The sequence below is a fragment of the Nocardia sp. NPDC004860 genome (genome assembly GCF_040609015.1).
GTDB lineage: Bacteria > Actinomycetota > Actinomycetes > Mycobacteriales > Mycobacteriaceae > Nocardia.
Genome location: NZ_JBEXJI010000011.1, coordinates 156,898 through 173,967, shown reverse-complemented (window position 1 = coordinate 173,967; position 17,070 = coordinate 156,898). Strand labels below are relative to the sequence as shown.

Annotated in this window: 14 protein-coding genes; 5 read left to right on the top strand and 9 right to left on the bottom strand. The window is 69.1% G+C overall.

Features of this window, described 5'->3' with window-relative positions; genetic code table 11:
* The first annotated feature begins 31 nt into the window (after positions 1-31).
* The 3 genes from ABZV44_RS21635 (at position 32) to ABZV44_RS21625 (ending at position 2,299) form a co-directional block, all read left to right on the top strand.
* Positions 32-214, top strand: a complete 183-nt coding sequence (locus tag ABZV44_RS21635) for a DUF1918 domain-containing protein (RefSeq protein WP_354838910.1) — start codon at positions 32-34, stop codon at positions 212-214.
* A 194-nt stretch (positions 215-408) separates the two neighbouring features.
* Positions 409-999 (top strand): SRPBCC family protein, encoded by a 591-nt coding sequence (locus ABZV44_RS21630; protein ID WP_354838907.1) that lies wholly within the window; start codon positions 409-411, stop codon positions 997-999.
* A gap of 91 nt (positions 1,000-1,090) precedes the next feature.
* Positions 1,091-2,299 (top strand): low temperature requirement protein A, encoded by a 1,209-nt coding sequence (locus tag ABZV44_RS21625; protein ID WP_354838904.1) that lies wholly within the window; start codon positions 1,091-1,093, stop codon positions 2,297-2,299.
* Between the two features lie 28 nt (positions 2,300-2,327).
* On the opposite strand, the gene ABZV44_RS21620 is transcribed toward ABZV44_RS21625, so the two are convergent.
* The 7 genes from ABZV44_RS21620 to ABZV44_RS21590 all read right to left on the bottom strand — a co-directional run bounded on the left by ABZV44_RS21620 (position 2,328) and on the right by ABZV44_RS21590 (position 10,598).
* Positions 2,328-3,116, bottom strand: coding sequence for an ion transporter (locus tag ABZV44_RS21620; RefSeq protein ID WP_354838901.1), 789 nt, complete (start codon positions 3,114-3,116; stop codon positions 2,328-2,330).
* 90 nt (positions 3,117-3,206) lie between these two features.
* Entirely contained in the window at positions 3,207-4,775 is a 1,569-nt protein-coding gene (locus tag ABZV44_RS21615) for a GMC oxidoreductase (RefSeq protein ID WP_354838898.1), read from the bottom strand.
* Positions 4,776-4,993: 218 nt separating this feature from the next.
* Entirely contained in the window at positions 4,994-5,704 is a 711-nt protein-coding gene (locus tag ABZV44_RS21610; RefSeq protein WP_354838895.1) for a glutamine amidotransferase, read from the bottom strand.
* A complete protein-coding gene (locus tag ABZV44_RS21605; RefSeq protein WP_354839110.1) occupies positions 5,701-6,951 on the bottom strand; it encodes a MurT ligase domain-containing protein in 1,251 nt (416 codons plus the stop codon). The genes ABZV44_RS21610 and ABZV44_RS21605 overlap by 4 nt, the downstream gene beginning before the upstream one ends.
* Before the next feature lie 88 nt (positions 6,952-7,039).
* The gene (locus tag ABZV44_RS21600; protein ID WP_354838892.1) at positions 7,040-7,663 is read right to left on the bottom strand and encodes a pyridoxamine 5'-phosphate oxidase family protein; all 624 of its coding nucleotides are present in this window, start codon (positions 7,661-7,663) and stop codon (positions 7,040-7,042) included.
* Positions 7,664-7,727: 64 nt separating this feature from the next.
* A complete protein-coding gene (locus ABZV44_RS21595; RefSeq protein WP_354838889.1) occupies positions 7,728-9,494 on the bottom strand; it encodes an FAD-dependent oxidoreductase in 1,767 nt (588 codons plus the stop codon).
* Positions 9,495-9,620: 126 nt separating this feature from the next.
* The gene (locus ABZV44_RS21590; RefSeq protein ID WP_354838886.1) at positions 9,621-10,598 is read right to left on the bottom strand and encodes an EamA family transporter; all 978 of its coding nucleotides are present in this window, start codon (positions 10,596-10,598) and stop codon (positions 9,621-9,623) included.
* Between the two features lie 315 nt (positions 10,599-10,913).
* Between ABZV44_RS21590 and ABZV44_RS21585 the strand changes: the two genes are divergently transcribed.
* Both ABZV44_RS21585 and ABZV44_RS21580 read left to right on the top strand, forming a co-directional pair.
* Entirely contained in the window at positions 10,914-11,813 is a 900-nt protein-coding gene (locus tag ABZV44_RS21585; RefSeq protein ID WP_354839107.1) for a LysR family transcriptional regulator, read from the top strand.
* A gap of 76 nt (positions 11,814-11,889) precedes the next feature.
* Entirely contained in the window at positions 11,890-12,879 is a 990-nt protein-coding gene (locus ABZV44_RS21580; protein ID WP_354838883.1) for an LLM class F420-dependent oxidoreductase, read from the top strand.
* 83 nt (positions 12,880-12,962) lie between these two features.
* Here the strand turns inward: ABZV44_RS21580 and ABZV44_RS21575 are convergent, their stop codons facing one another.
* Complete coding sequence (locus ABZV44_RS21575) at positions 12,963-14,834, bottom strand: AAA family ATPase (protein WP_354838880.1); 1,872 nt, start codon at positions 14,832-14,834, stop codon at positions 12,963-12,965.
* Positions 14,835-15,087: 253 nt separating this feature from the next.
* Positions 15,088-16,890 (bottom strand): 2-isopropylmalate synthase, encoded by a 1,803-nt coding sequence (leuA, locus tag ABZV44_RS21570; RefSeq protein ID WP_354838877.1) that lies wholly within the window; start codon positions 16,888-16,890, stop codon positions 15,088-15,090.
* Positions 16,891-17,070: the final 180 nt, after the last annotated feature.

The window sequence follows — 17,070 nt, the reverse complement described above, 5'->3', positions numbered from 1 at the left end:
CGAGCATCACCGGAGGCGAATAATCCCAAGTATGCATGCAAGTGTCGGTGATCATCTGGTCATCCATGGGCGCAATGTCGGACTCCCCGACCACACCGCGGAAATCGTCGAGGTGCGCGGCGCGGAAGGTGAGCCGCCCTACGTGGTGCGGTTTGCCGACGGCCGTACGAGCCTGGTGTTCCCGGGCCCGGACTCGGTGGTGGAGCCGGGCTGACGACACCCGGTCACAACCCGTTTCGGCCGTGTTAGCCCAAGATTTTCCGATCACGCCCAGGCGTGACCGGATAGCCCTGCCGAGCAGGGAAATCGGGACTTACCAGACCGACCAGTCGGTCAGAAGCGAGGGGCAGCACAGTTGACTCTCCGAGCGACCCTCGTCACAATCGGTGCCCGAATGGAAGGGTAGATATGAGAACGAAGACTGATCACCGGTTCGTCATCGACATCGATCCCGGACAGGTGATGGATGCGTTGCTCATGGTCGAGCAAATGCCCGACTGGTCCCCCTCCCATCAGGACGTCCGGGTCGCCACCCGCGACAAGCGCGGCCGCCCCAAGCGCGTCTACGTGTCGGCCAATCTCATGGGCCGCCCCGACCGGCAGGTCGTCGAATACACCTGCACCGAGAACCGCGTCGAATGGCGGGTTTCCGAATCCAGCGCCGGCGCCGGCGGCAAGGGCTGGTTCGACCTCGGCGAAACCGAGGACGGCGCCACCGAGGTCTGGTACCACTCCGAGGTCTACCTGCCGATTCCCGCGCCCGGCATGCTGCTCAAGCGCAGCGCCCGCCGCGAGGGCGACGCGATGATCAGCAACTTCATCGCATTCGTCGAATCCGTCACCGGCGTCCAAGGACTCGGCGAGGTGGAGGAAGCGCCCTACGCCGAATCGGCCGCCTTCGAGCAGCCCGGTCAGGTCCAGCCCGGCTACGCCCAGCCGGGCTACGCGCAGCGCCTGGACTACGGCCGCAATTTCGAGCCCGGATTCGGCACCGCCTAGGCCGGCCGCGAACACTCGCGGCTGATCGCGAACAGCGAACAGTCGTGATCGGCACTGCCTTTCGAGCCGCGCATTGGGCAGGATGTCCCTCATGCCCGGTCCCGTACGCACCCGCATGATGCCCGTCGCCGAGGACGCCTCGGTGACGCAGCTGGAACTGTTCTTCGACCTGGTGATCGTCTTCGCCTTCACCATGGTCACCGACTTCGCCGCGCACGAGACCACCGCGGTCAATCTGCTGCGCGCACTGCTCATTCTGGCCATGCTGTGGTGGGGCTGGATCGGCTACTCCTGGCTCGGCAATGTGGTCAAGGCCGATGAGGGCATCGCCCGGGTGGCCATGTTCGTGGCCATGGGCGCGGCGTTCATGATCGCGCTCACCATTCCCGAGTCCTTCCGCGATCTGCCGGGCGGCTGGTACGGGCCACTGGTGTTCGTCATCGCGTACCTGGCCGTCCGGCTGGTCCACCTGACCGTGTTCTGGATGGCCAGCAGTCACGACGCCCAGCTCCGCCGGCAGGTGATCCGCTGGGCCGCAGGCTCACTCAGCGTGGCCAGCGTGCTGCTGGTGGCCGGCGCGCTCACCACCGGGACCGCGCAGCTGGGGCTGTGGCTGGCGGCGCTGGTCTGGGACATGGGCTGGACGTTCTTCGCGGGCAACGAGTGGCGGCTCTACTCGCCCTCGCACTTCGCCGAACGGTACGGGCTGATCGTCATCATCGCGCTGGGCGAATCCATCGTGTCCATCGGCGTCGGCGTGGCCGGGCTGCCGATCTCGTGGTCCATCACCGTGGGTTCGATGCTGGGCCTGGGCGTGGCGGGCCTGCTGTGGTGGGCGTACTTCGATGTGGCCGCGCTGGTCGTGGAGCACGCGATGCATCGCGCCGGCGGCGAGCGCCGCATCCAGATCGCGCGCAACTGCTACACCTTCTGGCACTTCCCGATGATCGCCGGAATCGCGGCCATGGCACTGGGTTTGAAGAAGGTGCTCAACTACGTGGGTGGGGCGCAAGGACATTCGCTCAGCGACGAGCTGCACGGGATCCCGCTGTTCGCGCTGTACGGCGGTGTGATCGCGTACCTGGTCGCCCTGGTCGGGTTCCGGCACTACGCGACCGGCAAGGTGCTGGTGCCGCGACTGGTGGCGGCGGTGGTGCTGCTGGCCCTGATCCCGCTGGCGTCGGCGGTGCCCGCACTGGCCGCGCTCGGCATGCTCTGCGCGGTCCTGCTGGCGCTCATCGTGTTCGAGGTGGTGCGCTATGCCCAGCCGCGCGATCTGATCCGGCACGGGCTCGACTGAGGCCCTCGAACACGCGGCCGGCGACGGCTCAGGGAGGCGGGGTGAGCCGGTTGTCGATGGCCTCCGGCACCCGCTCCCCCGAATTCACGGCGTCGCGGATCTGATTGATGTTCTCGCGCAGGGCATCCGCCACCAGCTCGTCGGTGCGCGGATCGGCGAGCACCTGCAGCACGACGCGGAAACTGGCGTCGGCGATGCCGCGAATCATCTCCTCGTGGAACGGGACATAGCGCACCTTCCCCAGCTGGGGATCACTGCGGATCACCTCGAGGATCATCTGATCGATCTCGGAACGGTTCTCCTCCAGCGCATTCGCGATATTGCGGGTGTACCGGCCACACCGCAAAACCTCGGCGACCTCGTCCAGCACGGCCACCGTGATCGGGCGCTCGATGGCCTCGACGATGGCGCCGATCGACCGGTTCACCACGGCCGCGGTGATCCGGTCGCCGAACGCGCGGTCGGCCACCCGGCCCACCCGCACCGCGATCACCACAATGCGCAGCAGCCGGAAACCGCGGAAGAACGGACTGGTCACCGGGATCATGCCGAGGACCTCGTACCAGTAGATGAAGGGGAAGGTCCAGCTCCAGCCCTCACGCCGCCAGCGCCACAGGAATTCGGCGAGGAACACCGCGCAGATGCTGTAGTCCGTGACGCGGATCGTCCGGTAGGTGTGATCGGAGACCGGGAAGAACGTCACCCAGGTGACGAGCGCGACCGAGACCACCGCGAGCCCGAGCATGACGAAATCGGTCCACAGGGTGGGAGGCTTGTGGGGGATTTCATCCTCATCCGCAGCGCCGAGCTCGATCACGACGTCCCCTTCCTCATCGAACGGTCCCGCCAGCGTAGTCGGCGCAAACGACCGCGCGGCGGGCTGCGAGGGGCCGGGCGGCCGGGCCGGCTACTTCCCCGCCCGGATGATCGCCTCGATATTGCGTTCCGCCACAGCGGTGATGGTGAGCGACGGGTTCACCGTCGCGGTGCTGCCCGGGATGCCCGCGCCGTCCATGACGTACAGGCCCGGATGCCCGATGACCCGGCCGTAGGCGTCGGTGGCCTGCCCCAGCACCGCCCCGCCCAGCGGGTGCGCGGTGAAGAAGCCCTGCGCGTCAAAGCCGATCGGCGTGTAGGTCACCAGCGAGCGGTCTGCCTGCGCCACCCGTTGATCGACCGCGCGGCAGGCGGCGACCACCTGATCCTGGGCCGCTCGGGGCCAGCTCAGTCCCACCGCGTTGCGGCCGGCGTCGTAGCCGAAGCGGGCCCGGGTCGGATCCAGCGTGATGCCGAGCGAGGCGATGGCGCCGGTGTCCACCGGAATGCCCGGCACATACCAGCTTTCGAGGTGCAGCGGCATGCCCGCGTCGTCGAAGATGCGGCTGGCGCTGGGCACGCCACCGCCGGTCATGGACAGCGAGCTGACGCTGCGCGCCAGCACCACATCGCCATTGGTGCCCCAGCCGTCGCCCACGTGCTCGTTGAGGTTGCGCAGCGAGCCGGTGGCCTGGGCGCGCACCAGCAGTTCGGAGGTGCCCACCGAGCCCGCGCCGAGGAACAGGCGGTCGCAGGTGAGGGTGCGGCTGCCGAGCACCTGACCGGTCGGCGCCAGCTTGGTCACCGTGACCACATACTTGCCGCTACCGTCCTGGCCGATGGCGTCCACCCGGTGGCCCGGGTAGATGGCCGAGCGGCCGGTGCCCTCGGCGTAGCGCAGGTAGTTCTGGTTCAGATCGAACTTGGCGCCATTGGAATTGCCGAGATTGCTGCGCGACGCGGTGGCCGAGGCCCGGCTGGCGCCCGCCAGCTCGGCGCGGATCACATCCCAGTTGAAGATCGAATCATTGGCCTGCGGTTCGTAACCCGCGGCCCGCACCTGCTGATCCCATACCCGCGAATGGGTGAAGGGCATGGAGTCGTACACGTCCGGCGGCATGGTGGATAGTCGCAGCATCTGGCGGACCCGCGGGTAGTAGACCGAATCGAGTTCGTCGTAGTTCACCACGCCCCCGAAGACCTGGTCGAACAGGTGCCGCGGCGGCGCGACCATGGCGCCGCTGAACACGATGGACCCGCCGCCCACCGCGGCCGCGCGCCACACGTCGATGCCCGGATACTCCGTGACGTCCAGCACGCCACCGAAATCCGAGCACGGCATGGGCACCTTGGTGATGCCGGTGAAGCTGGTGCGATGCCAGAAGCCGCGCCCGTCGGGCAGGTCGTCGCCGGTGAAGATCTCCCGCCACGGGTCGTTGGGCCAGCGCGAGCCGCGCTCGAGCACGGCGTTCTGCACGCCTGCCTCGGCCAGCCGCAGCGCGGTCACCGCGGCCCCGAAGCCGGAGCCGATGACGATGGCCTCGCTGTGTTCCGGCGGATCCGGTAGCGGCGCAAAGATTTCCGGTACCCACGCCTGGTACAGCGCGTTCCACAACGGATTGGCCGACGCCGGTCCGGCGCCGCGACCGGCGGTACCCATCCCGACACCTGCCAGCAGAGCCGCCGAAACGGCAGCCTTCAACACGGCGCGCCTACGCAAGCGGCCACCTCCCTCATCACGCATGGCCGCGCGCGAGATTACCGGCCGGTCGGCAACGCCTCAACAGGTTGGTGGGAGATCACCACCGAGATATGTGGGCCGGCTATGTGTTTCCACACTTCACCGGCATCGCGGGACCGGGCGGAGGCAGGCCGGCGTCAGGCCCGGAGGCGCTCACGGCGGAGCTGGTCGACCTCCGGGAGATCCAGGGCCGGAAGCGAATCCACGCCCAGGGCCCGGGTCAGCAGATAGTCGGCGAGCTCGGGGTTACGGGCCAGGGCCGGGCCGTGCATGTAGGTGCCGAGCACCGAACCCTGGATGACGCCCTCGAGGCCGTCGCCCACCCCGTTGCCGACGCCCTTGGTGACGCGCCCCAGCGGTTTGGCGTCGCCGCCGAGTTTGGTTCCGCCACGGTGGTTCTCGAAGCCCGTGAGGGGCTGTGAGAGGCCCGGGACGAGGGGCTGGGTCGCCACCTCGCCGATGGCGCGCTTGTCCTGCGGGGAGGTGGTGACATCGAACAGGCCGACGCCGTCCACACGTTCCCCGGAGGAGGTCTCGTACCAGTGGCCCAGCACCTGGATGGCGGCGCAGATGGCCAGCACCGGAGCGCCGCGTCCGGCGGCCTCCTGCAGGCCCGGATGGCGCTGCAGGTGGCGGGTGGCCAGGCGCTGGGCCGAGTCCTCCGCGCCGCCCAGGGTGTAGACGTCCAGCGAGTTGGGAACCGGCTCGGTGAGCGGGATTTCGATGATCTCGGCGTCGTAGCCGCGCATGCGCAGGCGCTGGCGCAACACCACGGCATTGCCGCCGTCGCCGTAGGTGCCCATGACGTCGGGCAGGACCAGGCCGATGCGGACGGTCGATTCACTCATGGGCGGGTCCCCGTCTCCAGGTCGCGGTTCAGATCGCGGAACGCGGTGTAGTTGGCCAGCACCTCGACCCGTCCCGGCGGGCAGGAGGCGATGGCGTCCAGCGGATCCGCGACGGTGATGTGCTCGACGCCGGCGTAGGTGAGCCGGACCGCGAGATCGGTGGCGCGCTCGCCGGCGGCCACCACCTGGGTGCCCTCGAAGTGCTCGAAGCGGACGTCCCACAGCCAGGACAGGTCCTCGCCGTCGGGCACCTGGCCGTTGACCGCGATCACCAGACCCGTTGCGGTCGGATCGATCATGGACAGCGCCTCCTGCCAGCCGGCCGGATTCTTGGCCAGCAGCATGCGGGTGCGGCGGCCGTCGACCTCGACCGTCCGATAGCGGCCCGCGATCTCGCGCACGGTGCCCGCGGCGGCCGCGGCCGCGGCCGGATCCGCGCCCAGCGCCACCGCGGCGGCCACCGCCTGCGCGGCGTTGCCGCGATTGGCGCGCCCCGGAAGGGCAAGAGCGAGTGGGATTTCCAGGCCGTCCGGACCGGACAGCGTGTGCTCGCCGACCCGCCACTGCGGCACGGGCCGCTGGAAGTCCGCGCCCGTGCTGTACCAGTGCTCGCCCTCCCACACGATGGGCTCGCCGCTGCGCGGGCAGCTGGTGGCGTCCACCGACCAGCCGCTGCCGGCCGACACCCACACCACGTTCGGGTGGTCGTAGGCGATGGAGGTGACCAGCACGTCGTCGCAGTTGGCGATGAGCACGGCCGCGGGATGCCGCGCCATGCCCTCGCGCAGGCGGCGCTCGATCATATTGATCTCGCCGACCCGGTCCAGCTGGTCCCGGGAGAGGTTCAGCAGCACCACCACCGACGGGTTCAGCGCGTCGGCCACATGCGGCAGATGTAGTTCGTCCACCTCGATGGCGGCCAGCGGCGCGGCGCGGTGCGCGGTGAGCGCGGCCACGATCCCGGCGTCCATGTTCGCGCCGTCGGCCTGGGTGGCGACACTGCTGAGTCCCCGGCGATCCGCGCCGCCGAGGGTCTGCAGCGCCGCGGCGGTCATGCGGGTGGTGGTGGACTTGCCATTGGTGCCGGTCACCAGCACGGTGCGCTTGCCGCGACCCAGCTGGGTCATGAGGGAGGGATCGATCTTCAGCGCGATCAGCCCGCCGATCATCGAGCCGTTGCCGCGCCCGGCCCGCCGCGAGGCCCACGACGCCGCCGTCGCCGCCCGCAGCGCCAGCTGTCCGCGCATCGAGATGTCTGCCACGACGCGAGTTTATGGGGATGGCGGGCGGGACGTGCAGGCGGCATCGGGGCCCACGGCGTGATACGCGCCGCACTCAGCCGTTGTAGAGCATCTTTCGATAGCCCTCGCCCGTGTAGTACGCCTCGAGCTGCTCGAGGGTCTCGGGGGTGGCCGGCTGCACATCCTTCACCAGGCGCGCGACGCTGGGCATCGTGTCCTCGGGCCACTGTTCCGGTTGCCACAGCGCGCTGCGCATGAACGCCTTGGAGCAGTGGAAGAAGATCTGCTCGATGGCGACCTCGATGGCCAGGATCGGGCGATGACCCTTGACCACCATGTCGTCGAAATAGGGTGCGTCACGGACCAGCCGGGCGCGGCCGTTGATCCGCAGGGTGTCGCCGCGGCCCGGAATCAGGAACAGCACGCCGACATGCGGATTGCTCAGGATATTGAGGTAGCCGTCCGCACGGCGATTGCCGGGCCGCTCGGGAATGGCGATCGTCTTGTCGTCGAGCACCCGCACGAATCCCGCCGGATCGCCCTTCGGCGAGGCATCGCAGTTGCCGTCGGCATCGCTCGTGGCCAGCACCACGAACGGTGAGCGGGCGATCCATTCCCGATCCCGGTGATGCAGGGAGTATCGATCCTTGTTCCGCGGCCGCGGCGCGACCTCCCCCAGCAGTTCACGCAGTTCGACCGGGTCCGTGATCTCGCTCATGCCCCCGATTCAACGCGCGGTACGGGCCTCACACCAGCCTTTTTCGCCGGTGTGAGGAAGTACCTCAGGCGTCGAACATGTTCGGCTGTCCCGCCGCGTACCGCTGAATGTCCAGCTGCCGGAACGGCTCCAGCACCTCCGTGCGGTAGAGCGTGAACAGCTTGCAGCGCGGGGCATCCGAGCCCGCCACCTCCAGCAGCTTGTTCACCGCGCCGCGGGCCGCCTCGCACGCGCCCTCCATGGTGGCCAGGTCCACATTGGTGCGCACGTAATCGCCTGCCAGATACAGGTTCTGGAGCGAGTCGGAATGCGATTCCGGGCGCAGCGCCCAGGAGCCCGCCGTATTGATCAGCAGCGGATCGGCATTGGTGTTGCGCTGCTGCGCGGCGTCCCACGCGATGCCGGTGTCGAGGAACCAGGAGTGCAGATCCTCGTCGCGCAGCAGGTCGGCACGATCGTTGAGGTGTGCCTTCAGCTGTGCCCACACCTCGCGCGCGATCTCGTCATGGGTGCACTCCTTGGCCGTCTTGCCGTAGAGCATGCCGGGTGTGTTCCAGTCGGAGATGTCGACCGACAGGCAGTCCTGCACGGTGCCGTCGCCCAGGCCGGTGACCGGGGTGCGGTTCCAGAACTGGCCCTGCGCAATGGAGGTCAGCGACCACGGGGAGTCGACGTAGGCGGTGTGCCCGCGCGCGATATCGGTGGGGCGGCGGAGGAAGAACTGGATGCCGGTCATCCAGTCCACCGTCAGCTGGCTCATGCCCGCCAATTCCGGTCGCAGCGACAGGATTTCGGGCGTCCACAGGGTGCGGGCCACCTCCACGGGCAGTGCGCTCACGAAATGGTCGGCGGTGACCGTCTGGGCCGCGCCCGACGAATCCACCACGCGCGCACCGGAAATGCGCGCGCCCTCCAGATCCAGACCCCGGACCTCGGCGTTGACGAAGGTGACGCCGAGATCCCGGAGGCGGTTCACCCAGGGATCGATCCATGCCTCGTTGGTGGCCCCGTTCAACAGCCGGTCCAGCGCGCCGTCATTGCCGACCTCGAGCGGATTGCCCAGGAACTGCTCGCCCATGGTGCCGATGGTGAGGGTGCTGGCCTTGTCCTCCCGCGCGGCCACCAGCAGTGTGGTGAGCGTGCGCGAGAGCAGCATGCGGAATTCGTTGGAGCGCCTGCCCGCGCCCACGAAATCCCGCCAGGCCATGTTGTCCCACTGCCCGTAGCGGCGGGCGTCGCAGCTGGTGTTGAAGACCAGCAGGCGACTCGCGAAATAGAGGGCATCGCTGGTGCCCATTTTCGTGGAGGTCGTAATGGCCGAGCCCACGGTCTCGCGGAAGTCGTCCGGACTCGACCAGGCCTTGCCGAACTTGCCCATCGGAATGATGGTGTCGTCCGCGTCCTTGCGCGAGAACCGCGCCTCGGGGGCGGCGATCAGGTTGTCCCACACACCATTGGCGTTGCCCGCGAACGGGATTCGCCGCATGGTGTCGGGCAGGTGGCGGTAGAAGCCGGGAAAGAACCGGAAGCCGTGCTCGCCCCACAGCTCCGGCCGCCCGTCCTTGCCACTGCCCGGGACCGCGATGCTGCGTGCCTTGCCGCCCAGGGCCCGCCGCTCGTAGACGGTCACCTCGAAGCCGCGTTCGGCCAGTTCGTGCGCCGCGGTCAGACCCGCGACCCCACCGCCCAGCACCGCGACCCGCCGTCCGGTCTCGGCCCGGGCGGCGGTGGGGCGGGCGGCCCCCGCCGCCACCGCTCCCGCCATTGCCCCGGCTGCGACCGCTCCACGCAGCACTGTTCGCCGCGTGACGGACAAACGCTGTCCTGCCATACCCGTTACCTCCCACGCCTGGTCCGCATCCTATGGAGCTGTCGCAGACAGATGGTCGGTTGGGGTGGAAAATTTCATGCCGAATACCCGGAAGATGGGCGAACTACAGCAAATCGGACTGCTCAGCTAGGCCTCGACGAAATTCGGGTCCAGTTCTGACCGGCGTGTCGGCTCTGCGGGTCGGATGGGTGCGGGCGTGTCGAGCGCTGCCTCCGGCACCCGGACCCGGCGGCCCGCCGAGGTGGCCGTGAAGGCGCCGGCGATCACGATGACGGCCCCGAACAGGGACAACGCGGACGGAGTCTCGTGCAGGAACGCCCAGGAGGCGGCGATTCCCACCACCGGCACGGCCAGCGACAGCGGCGCCACCGTGCCCGCCGGATAGCGGCTCATCAGATAGGTCCACAGCCCCGATCCCGCGATCGTCCCCAGCGCGACGATGTAGGCCAGGGCCGCGTAGGCGGGCCAACCGGTCGCCGAGCAGGAGTCGATCAGATCGTTCCAGCCGGTGGCCGGACCCTCGGTGAGCGCGGACAGCACGAACATCGGGATCGGCGGCACCACGGCCATCCACAGCGTCAGATGCAGCGGGTTCACCTGCTCGGACGAGGCCGCGGCCAGCCGCGACCCGATATTGCCGAAGGCCCAGGCCAATCCGCCCAGCAGGGTCAGCACCAGCGGCAGCAGCGCCGCGTGGTGTGAACGGTCCCACCCGATCACCGCCATACCCGCCATGGCCACCGCGATCCCCGCCAGCTGAATGCCGCGCAGCCGCTCCCGCAGGAACACCGCGCCCAGCAGCACCGTGAACGGCGCCGACGACTGCAGCACCAGCGAGGACAGGCCCGTCGGCATCCCCGCGCGCATGGCGGTGAACAGGAAGGCGAACTGCAGAATCCCGAACCCGATCCCGTACAGCAGCAACCACTTCCACGGCACCCTGGGCCGCGGCACGAACAGCAGCACCGGAATCGCGATCACGGCGAACCGCAGACCCGCGAAGAAGAACGGCGGGAAATGATCCAGCCCCACGTGAATGGCCAGGAAGTTCAACCCCCACAGCACCACGACGGCGAGCCCGAGCAGTCGATCGCGATTGGTCATGCCGAAAATCTTGCGGACGCTAATAGATAAGAACAATCGAATAATTCTGCACCAACAATGTAGTACTACTTAACTATGCCCCAGCCCGACCCACCCCGCTCCGTCCCACCCCCACGCCGCATCCCCCGCGACACCCGCGCCGATGCCACCCCGGACGCCCCGGCGACCGCAGCCCAACCCGGCCCCGCCCCTACGCGGGCGCGACGCGTCAAACCGAGCCCTCCCGACGCGGCCCCGGTCCACGAGGGCGGCCGAAGCACGGGCGAAGCCGCGGAGGTCGAGGGATCCGGCGTGGCACGGGCCGACGGGCCGCTCATGTCACTCGAAAGACTGCGGGTGCTACGGGAATTGGCCGATCGCGGGACAGTTGCCGCAGTGGCGGAGGCGTTGTCGATGACGCCGTCGGCGGTGTCGCAGCAGTTGAAGGTGCTGGCGCGGGAGGCGGGGGTGGCGCTGCTGGAGCCGGACGGGCGGCGGGTGCGGCTGACCGATGCGGGGCGGGCGCTGGTGGTGCGGGCCGATGAGGTGCTCGAGGCCATGGAACGGGCGGTCAGCGAGATGGCGGAGTATCGGGGGTCGCCGCGCGGGCGGGTGCGGGTGGCCTTGTTTCCGTCGGGGGCGGCGCTGCTGCTGCCGCATGTGCTGGCCGAGCTGGCGGACAGCGGGGTGGAGATGGTGGCGCGCGACGAGGACGTGCCGCCCTGCGAGGTACCGCGTTTGCTGGCCGATTACGACGTGGCGCTCACCCACCGTGACGAGCGGGCGCCCTCGCTCAGCGGGCCACGGGTGTCCTCGCGGGTGCTCATGCGCGAGCCGATCGACGTGGTGGTCGCGCCCGATCACCGGCTGGCCCGGCAGGGCGCGGTGGTTCCGGCGGAGCTGTCCGACGAGACCTGGATCAGCGTCCGTACCGGCTTCCCGGTCGACGACGTGCTCCGCTCGATCGCGACCGTCACCGGCGTGCAGCCGCGAATCGCGCAGCGGCTCAACGAGTTCAGCGTCATCGAGGCGCTGGTGGCCACCGGCTACGGCGTCGCCCTCATGCCCCGCCACGCGGTCCGGCACCCCGACCTGGTCATGCTCCGGCTGGCCGGTGTCCGCGCCGCCCGCGTCTACGACCTGGCCACCCGCCCGCATGCCGACAAGCGCCCGGCCGTCGCCATGGTCATCGCCGCGTTCCAGGCCGCGGCCCGCCGCGCCACCGGGACCGAATAGCCCGGTCACGCCGCGCGACCGGGAATCGGAAATCAGCGGTTGACTTGGAGCGCACTCCAGGTCCTACCTTTGCGGCATGAGCATTCGACTCGGGTATCAGATGCCGAACTTCAGCTACGGGGTCGCGCCGCGGGACCTGTTCCCGGCGGTGGTGGCGCAGGCACGGGAGGCCGAGGCGGCCGGCTTCGACGCGGCCTTCGTCATGGACCACTTCTACCAGTTGCCGCTGCTCGGCGCGCCCGAGGAGCCCATGCTGGAGGCGTACAGCGCGCTGTCCGGCCTGGCCGCCTCGACCGAGCGAATCCAGTTGTCCGCCTTGGTGACCGGCAACACCTACCGTAATCCGGCGCTCACCGCCAAGACCGTCACCACCCTGGACGTGGTGAGCCGCGGCCGGGCCGTGCTGGGCATCGGCGCGGGCTGGTTCGAGCTCGAGCACCAGGCCTACGGCTTCGACTTCGGCACCTTCACCGAGCGGTTCGAGAAGCTCGAGGAGGCCCTCGAGATCATCACCCCGATGCTGCGCGGACAGCACTCCACCTTCGACGGCAAGTGGTACCGCACGAACAACGCCATGAACGAGCCGCGCGTGCGCGACGACCTGCCGATCCTGCTCGGCGGCGGCGGCGAGAAGAAGACCTTCGGCCTGGCCGCCCGCTTCGCCGACCACCTCAACATCATCTGCAATGCCTCGGAGATCCCGCGCAAGCTCGAGGCCCTGCACGCGCGCCTGGACGAGGCGGGACGCGACCCGAAGACCCTGGAGACCAGCTTCCTGGCGTTCGTCATCGTGGACGAGGACGGCGACCGCGCCCGCAAGACCCAGGCCGAGATGCTGTCCCGCATCGGCATCACCGATCTGGGCGCATTGCCCAACGAGGCCCTGCGCAACACCCCGGCGGACCGCCAGTTCGTCGGCACCCCCGATCAGGTCGCCGAGCAGATCCAGTCCCGGGTACTCGATCAGGGCATCGACGGCATCATCGTGAACATGGTCACCAACGGCCACGAGGCCGGCGCGGTCGAACTCGCCGGTCGCGCCCTGGCTCCCCTGGTCCGGGGCTGACCCGCTCCCCTTTCCGAGGCCGACTCATAGGAAATGCCCCGCGGTTCAATTGAACTGCGGGGCATTTCGTCGTCGATACCGGATCAGCCCTGCGGCCGGAAACCGTCGCCGTGCGGCGGATAGCCGCCATCACCCTGCGGCGGGTAACCGCCGCCCTGCTGCGGCGCGAATCCACCCTGCGGGGGCTGCTGCTGGAAGCCGCCGTGTGGCGGGAAGCCTTGCTGCGCAGCCTGATAGCCGAAATCGTCGGCCACCATGGCGGCCAGTTCCAGCAGGGCCCGCCGCGTCGGCTTGCCGACCAGTTCGAGGTCGATCTCCGCGCCCTCGGCCAGGTGGTCGTCGAACGGGACGACCTGCACCGCGCGGGTGCGGTCCAGGAACAGCTTGCGCAGCTGGTCCAGGTCCACCGTGGAGGAGCCCTTGCGAGAGGCGTTGACCACCACCACGGTTCGCTCCACCAGCTTGTGGTAGCCGTGGTGGTCGAGCCAGTCCAGGGTGGCCGAGGCACTGCGCGCGCCGTCGATGGCGGGAGAGGTCACCAGCACCAGCGAGCTGGCCATATCCAGCACGCCGGACATGGCCGAGTGCATCAGGCCGGTGCCGCAGTCGGTGAGGATGATGTTGTAGAACTGCTGCAGGATGCCGATGGCCTTGCGGTAGTCCGCCTCGGAGAACGCCTCCGACACCGCCGGATCCTGTTCACTGGCAAGCACTTCCAGTCGGCTCGGCGCCTGCGAGGTGTGGGCGCGCACATCCGAATACCGCGAGATGTGCCCGTCCTCCAGCAGGTTTCGCACCGTGGAGCGGGTCTGCCGGGGCACGCGGTGCGCCAGCGTTCCGAGGTCCGGGTTGGCGTCGATGGCGATCACCCGGTCACCGCGCAGCGAGGCGAAGGTGGAGCCCAGACCGACCGTGGTGGTGGTCTTTCCGACCCCGCCCTTGAGCGACAGGATCGCGATCCGGTAGTCGCCGCGGACCGGCTGGTTCACCCGGTCCACCAGTTGCCGGTACACCACGTCCGCGGCCGACTCGCCCGGGTTGATGGCACCGCCGGACGCCTTGTGCACGGCCCGCCGCCACCCGCTGCGCGGCGCCCGCTTGGCCCGCTTCAACAGGTTCAGATCATTGACCGAATGCCCAGGAGGCATCGGCTGCTGCCCGAACTGCTGCCCGAAACCACCCTGCTGCTGCGGAAAACCCTGCTGCGGCTGCGGATTCCAGCCGGGCTGGAAACCCACCTGGGGCTGCGGCTGGGATAGCTGGGTCTGCGGCGGCGCGGCCGGGGGCGGCGACCAGCTGTAGATCGGCCCGCCCGGTTGATCATTGGACGGCGCGAACTGCCCCGGCTGGCCGGGACCACCGAAATGCCCTGGCTCCCCGGGCTTCTCACCGCCTCCCGGCACGCCCGGCGGCTCGGGGAACACCCGGCGCACCATCCCGTCGCTGCCGATCTCCTGCCGTATCTCGCCGTAGGGCGTCTGATCGCGCACCTCGCCCAGCGGTGCACCCGGCGGCGGAAAACCGCCCGGCACACCGGAATTCGGCGGCGGCGCGAATTGCCCGGCATCCGGCGGCGGGAACGCGCCGGCGGGCGGGAAGCCCGGCTGACCGTACGGCCCGGGCCCGCCCGGCGCGAACGGATTGTGGCCATCGCCCGCGAACGGATTGTGGCCGTCCGGCCCACCGTAGGGCCCCGGGAAGGGACCGTTGGGCGGTGCGAAGGGGTTGGGCCCCTCACCCGGGTGCGGCAGGGCCTGGTCGATCGAATCCGGCACCGGCGGGAAGAATCCGGCGGCCTGCTCCTCGGAATCGCTCGCCGCGCCGTTGTTCTCGGCCGGTCCGTCGGTGTTCACCGCGTCCTGCTCGGCCTCGACATCGGCCACCTCGACGGCGTCGTCGGTAACCCCCTTGCCCTGCACAGGCTTCGAGGTCGAATTCTGATCTTTCGTGGTCACGTGTCCCCCATCTGCTCGACGGCTCGAACAGAGAGCTCGGCGCTAATGCGTCCCAACGCTAGCATTGTTGACCGGTCCGGACGCGGCGAGGCAGAGCCGCCTCCCGGCAGCTTCGGCGCACGGCTGAGTGCCGTTATCACTCCTGCATGCGTGCCTGCGTCGGGTGCCGAACCGATGCTGGACGTACCCGGTGAGTTACCCCGATCCTCGCGAAATCAGTCGTCACGTTCGCGAGGGTCGGGGGAGCAATCCCTCAGGCCCGACGGGCAGCGCGGTTGACCGCGGAGACGACCGCGCGCAGCGAGGCGGTGGTGATGGAGGTGGCGATGCCGACACCCCAGGTGACCTGATCGCCGATGGCGCATTCGACGTAGGCGGCGGCCTGGGCGTCGTCGCCGGAGGACATGGCGTGCTCGCTGTAGTCCAGCACGCGCACGTCGTAGCCGATGGTGGCCAGCGCGTCGACGAAGGCGGCCAGCGGGCCGTTGCCCTCACCGGAGACGGCGTGCTCGACACCGTCCACCTTGACCACGGCCTCGATGTGGTCGACGCCGCCGTCGGTCTCGGCGGCGGTGACCTTCTGACGCATGCGCTCCAGCGGCAGGATCGGGGTCAGGTACTCCTCGGAGAAGACGTCCCACATCTCCTTCGGGGTGACCTCGCCGCCCTCGCCGTCGGTGATCTTCTGCACGGCCTGCGAGAACTCGATCTGCAGGCGGCGCGGCAGCACCAGCCCGTGATCGGTCTTCATGATGTAGGCCACGCCGCCCTTGCCGGACTGCGAGTTCACCCGGATCACGGCCTCGTAGGTGCGGCCGACGTCCTTCGGGTCGATGGGCAGGTACGGGACCTCCCACACGATGTCGTCCACGTCGGCGCCCTGCGCGTCGGCGGCGGCCTTCATGGCGTCCAGGCCCTTGTTGATGGCGTCCTGGTGCGAGCCGGAGAAGGCCGTGTAGACCAGGTCGCCGCCGTACGGGTGGCGCTCGGCGACCGGCAGCTGGTTGCAGTACTCGACCGTGCGGCGGATCTCGTCGATGTTGGAGAAGTCGATCTGCGGGTCGACGCCGCGCGAGAACATGTTCATGCCCAGCGTCACCAGGCAGACATTGCCGGTGCGTTCGCCATTGCCGAACAGGCAGCCCTCGATGCGGTCGGCGCCGGCCTGGTAGCCCAGTTCCGCGGCGGCCACGGCGGTGCCGCGGTCGTTGTGCGGGTGCAGCGACAGCACGATGGAGTCGCGGCGGGCCAGGTTGCGGTGCATCCACTCGATGGAGTCGGCGTAGACGTTGGGCGTCGCCATCTCCACGGTCGCGGGCAGGTTGATGATCAGCGGCTTCTGCGGGGTCGGCGCAATGATCTCGGAGACCGCGTCGCACACCTCGCGGGCGTAGTCCAGCTCGGTGCCGGTGTAGGACTCCGGGCTGTACTCGTAGCGCCAGTTGGTGTCCGGGTAGCGCTTCTCGACCTCCAGGCACAGCTTCGCGGCGTCGGTGGCGATCTTCTTGACGGCGTCGCGGTCGGCACGGAAGACCACGCGGCGCTGCAGGATCGAGGTCGAGTTGTAGAAGTGCACGATCACATTGGCGGCCCCGGCGCAGGCCTCGAAGGTGCGCTCGATCAGCTCGGGCCGGGACTGGGTCAGCACCTGGATGGTGACGTCGGCCGGAATCGCGCCGTCCTCGATGATCTCGCGGACGAAGTCGAAGTCGGTCTGCGAAGCGGACGGGAAGCCGACCTCGATCTCCTTGTAGCCCATGCGCACCAGCAGGTCGAACATGCGACGCTTGCGGGCGGGGCTCATCGGGTCGATCAGCGCTTGGTTGCCGTCGCGCAGGTCCACGGCACACCAGCCGGGCGCGCGTTCGATGATCTTGTCCGGCCAGGTGCGGTCGGGCAGGGTGACCGGCTCGACCTCCTCGGCGAAGGGCCGATACCGGAAGACCGGCATGGAGGAGTTCTTCTGTGTGTTCCAGGCCGGCTGGTCGGCGGGCGCGGGCTTGGACGGCGCGGTGATGGACCGGGTACCGGATACGAAAGCGTCAGCGGCTGACATGGCGATTTATCTCCGAGGGTGTGGCTGGATCCCAGGTATGGGGTAGACCGGCACGGCAGATCCCCGCGACGGGAGCCGGTCCGAATCAGACCCCGTCGCGGCGGCCGAGGAGAAGTGCCCGCTGCATGATGGCGACGAGTTTACAGGGGCGCAATAGATGCCCGGAAGCAGGGGAGGCGG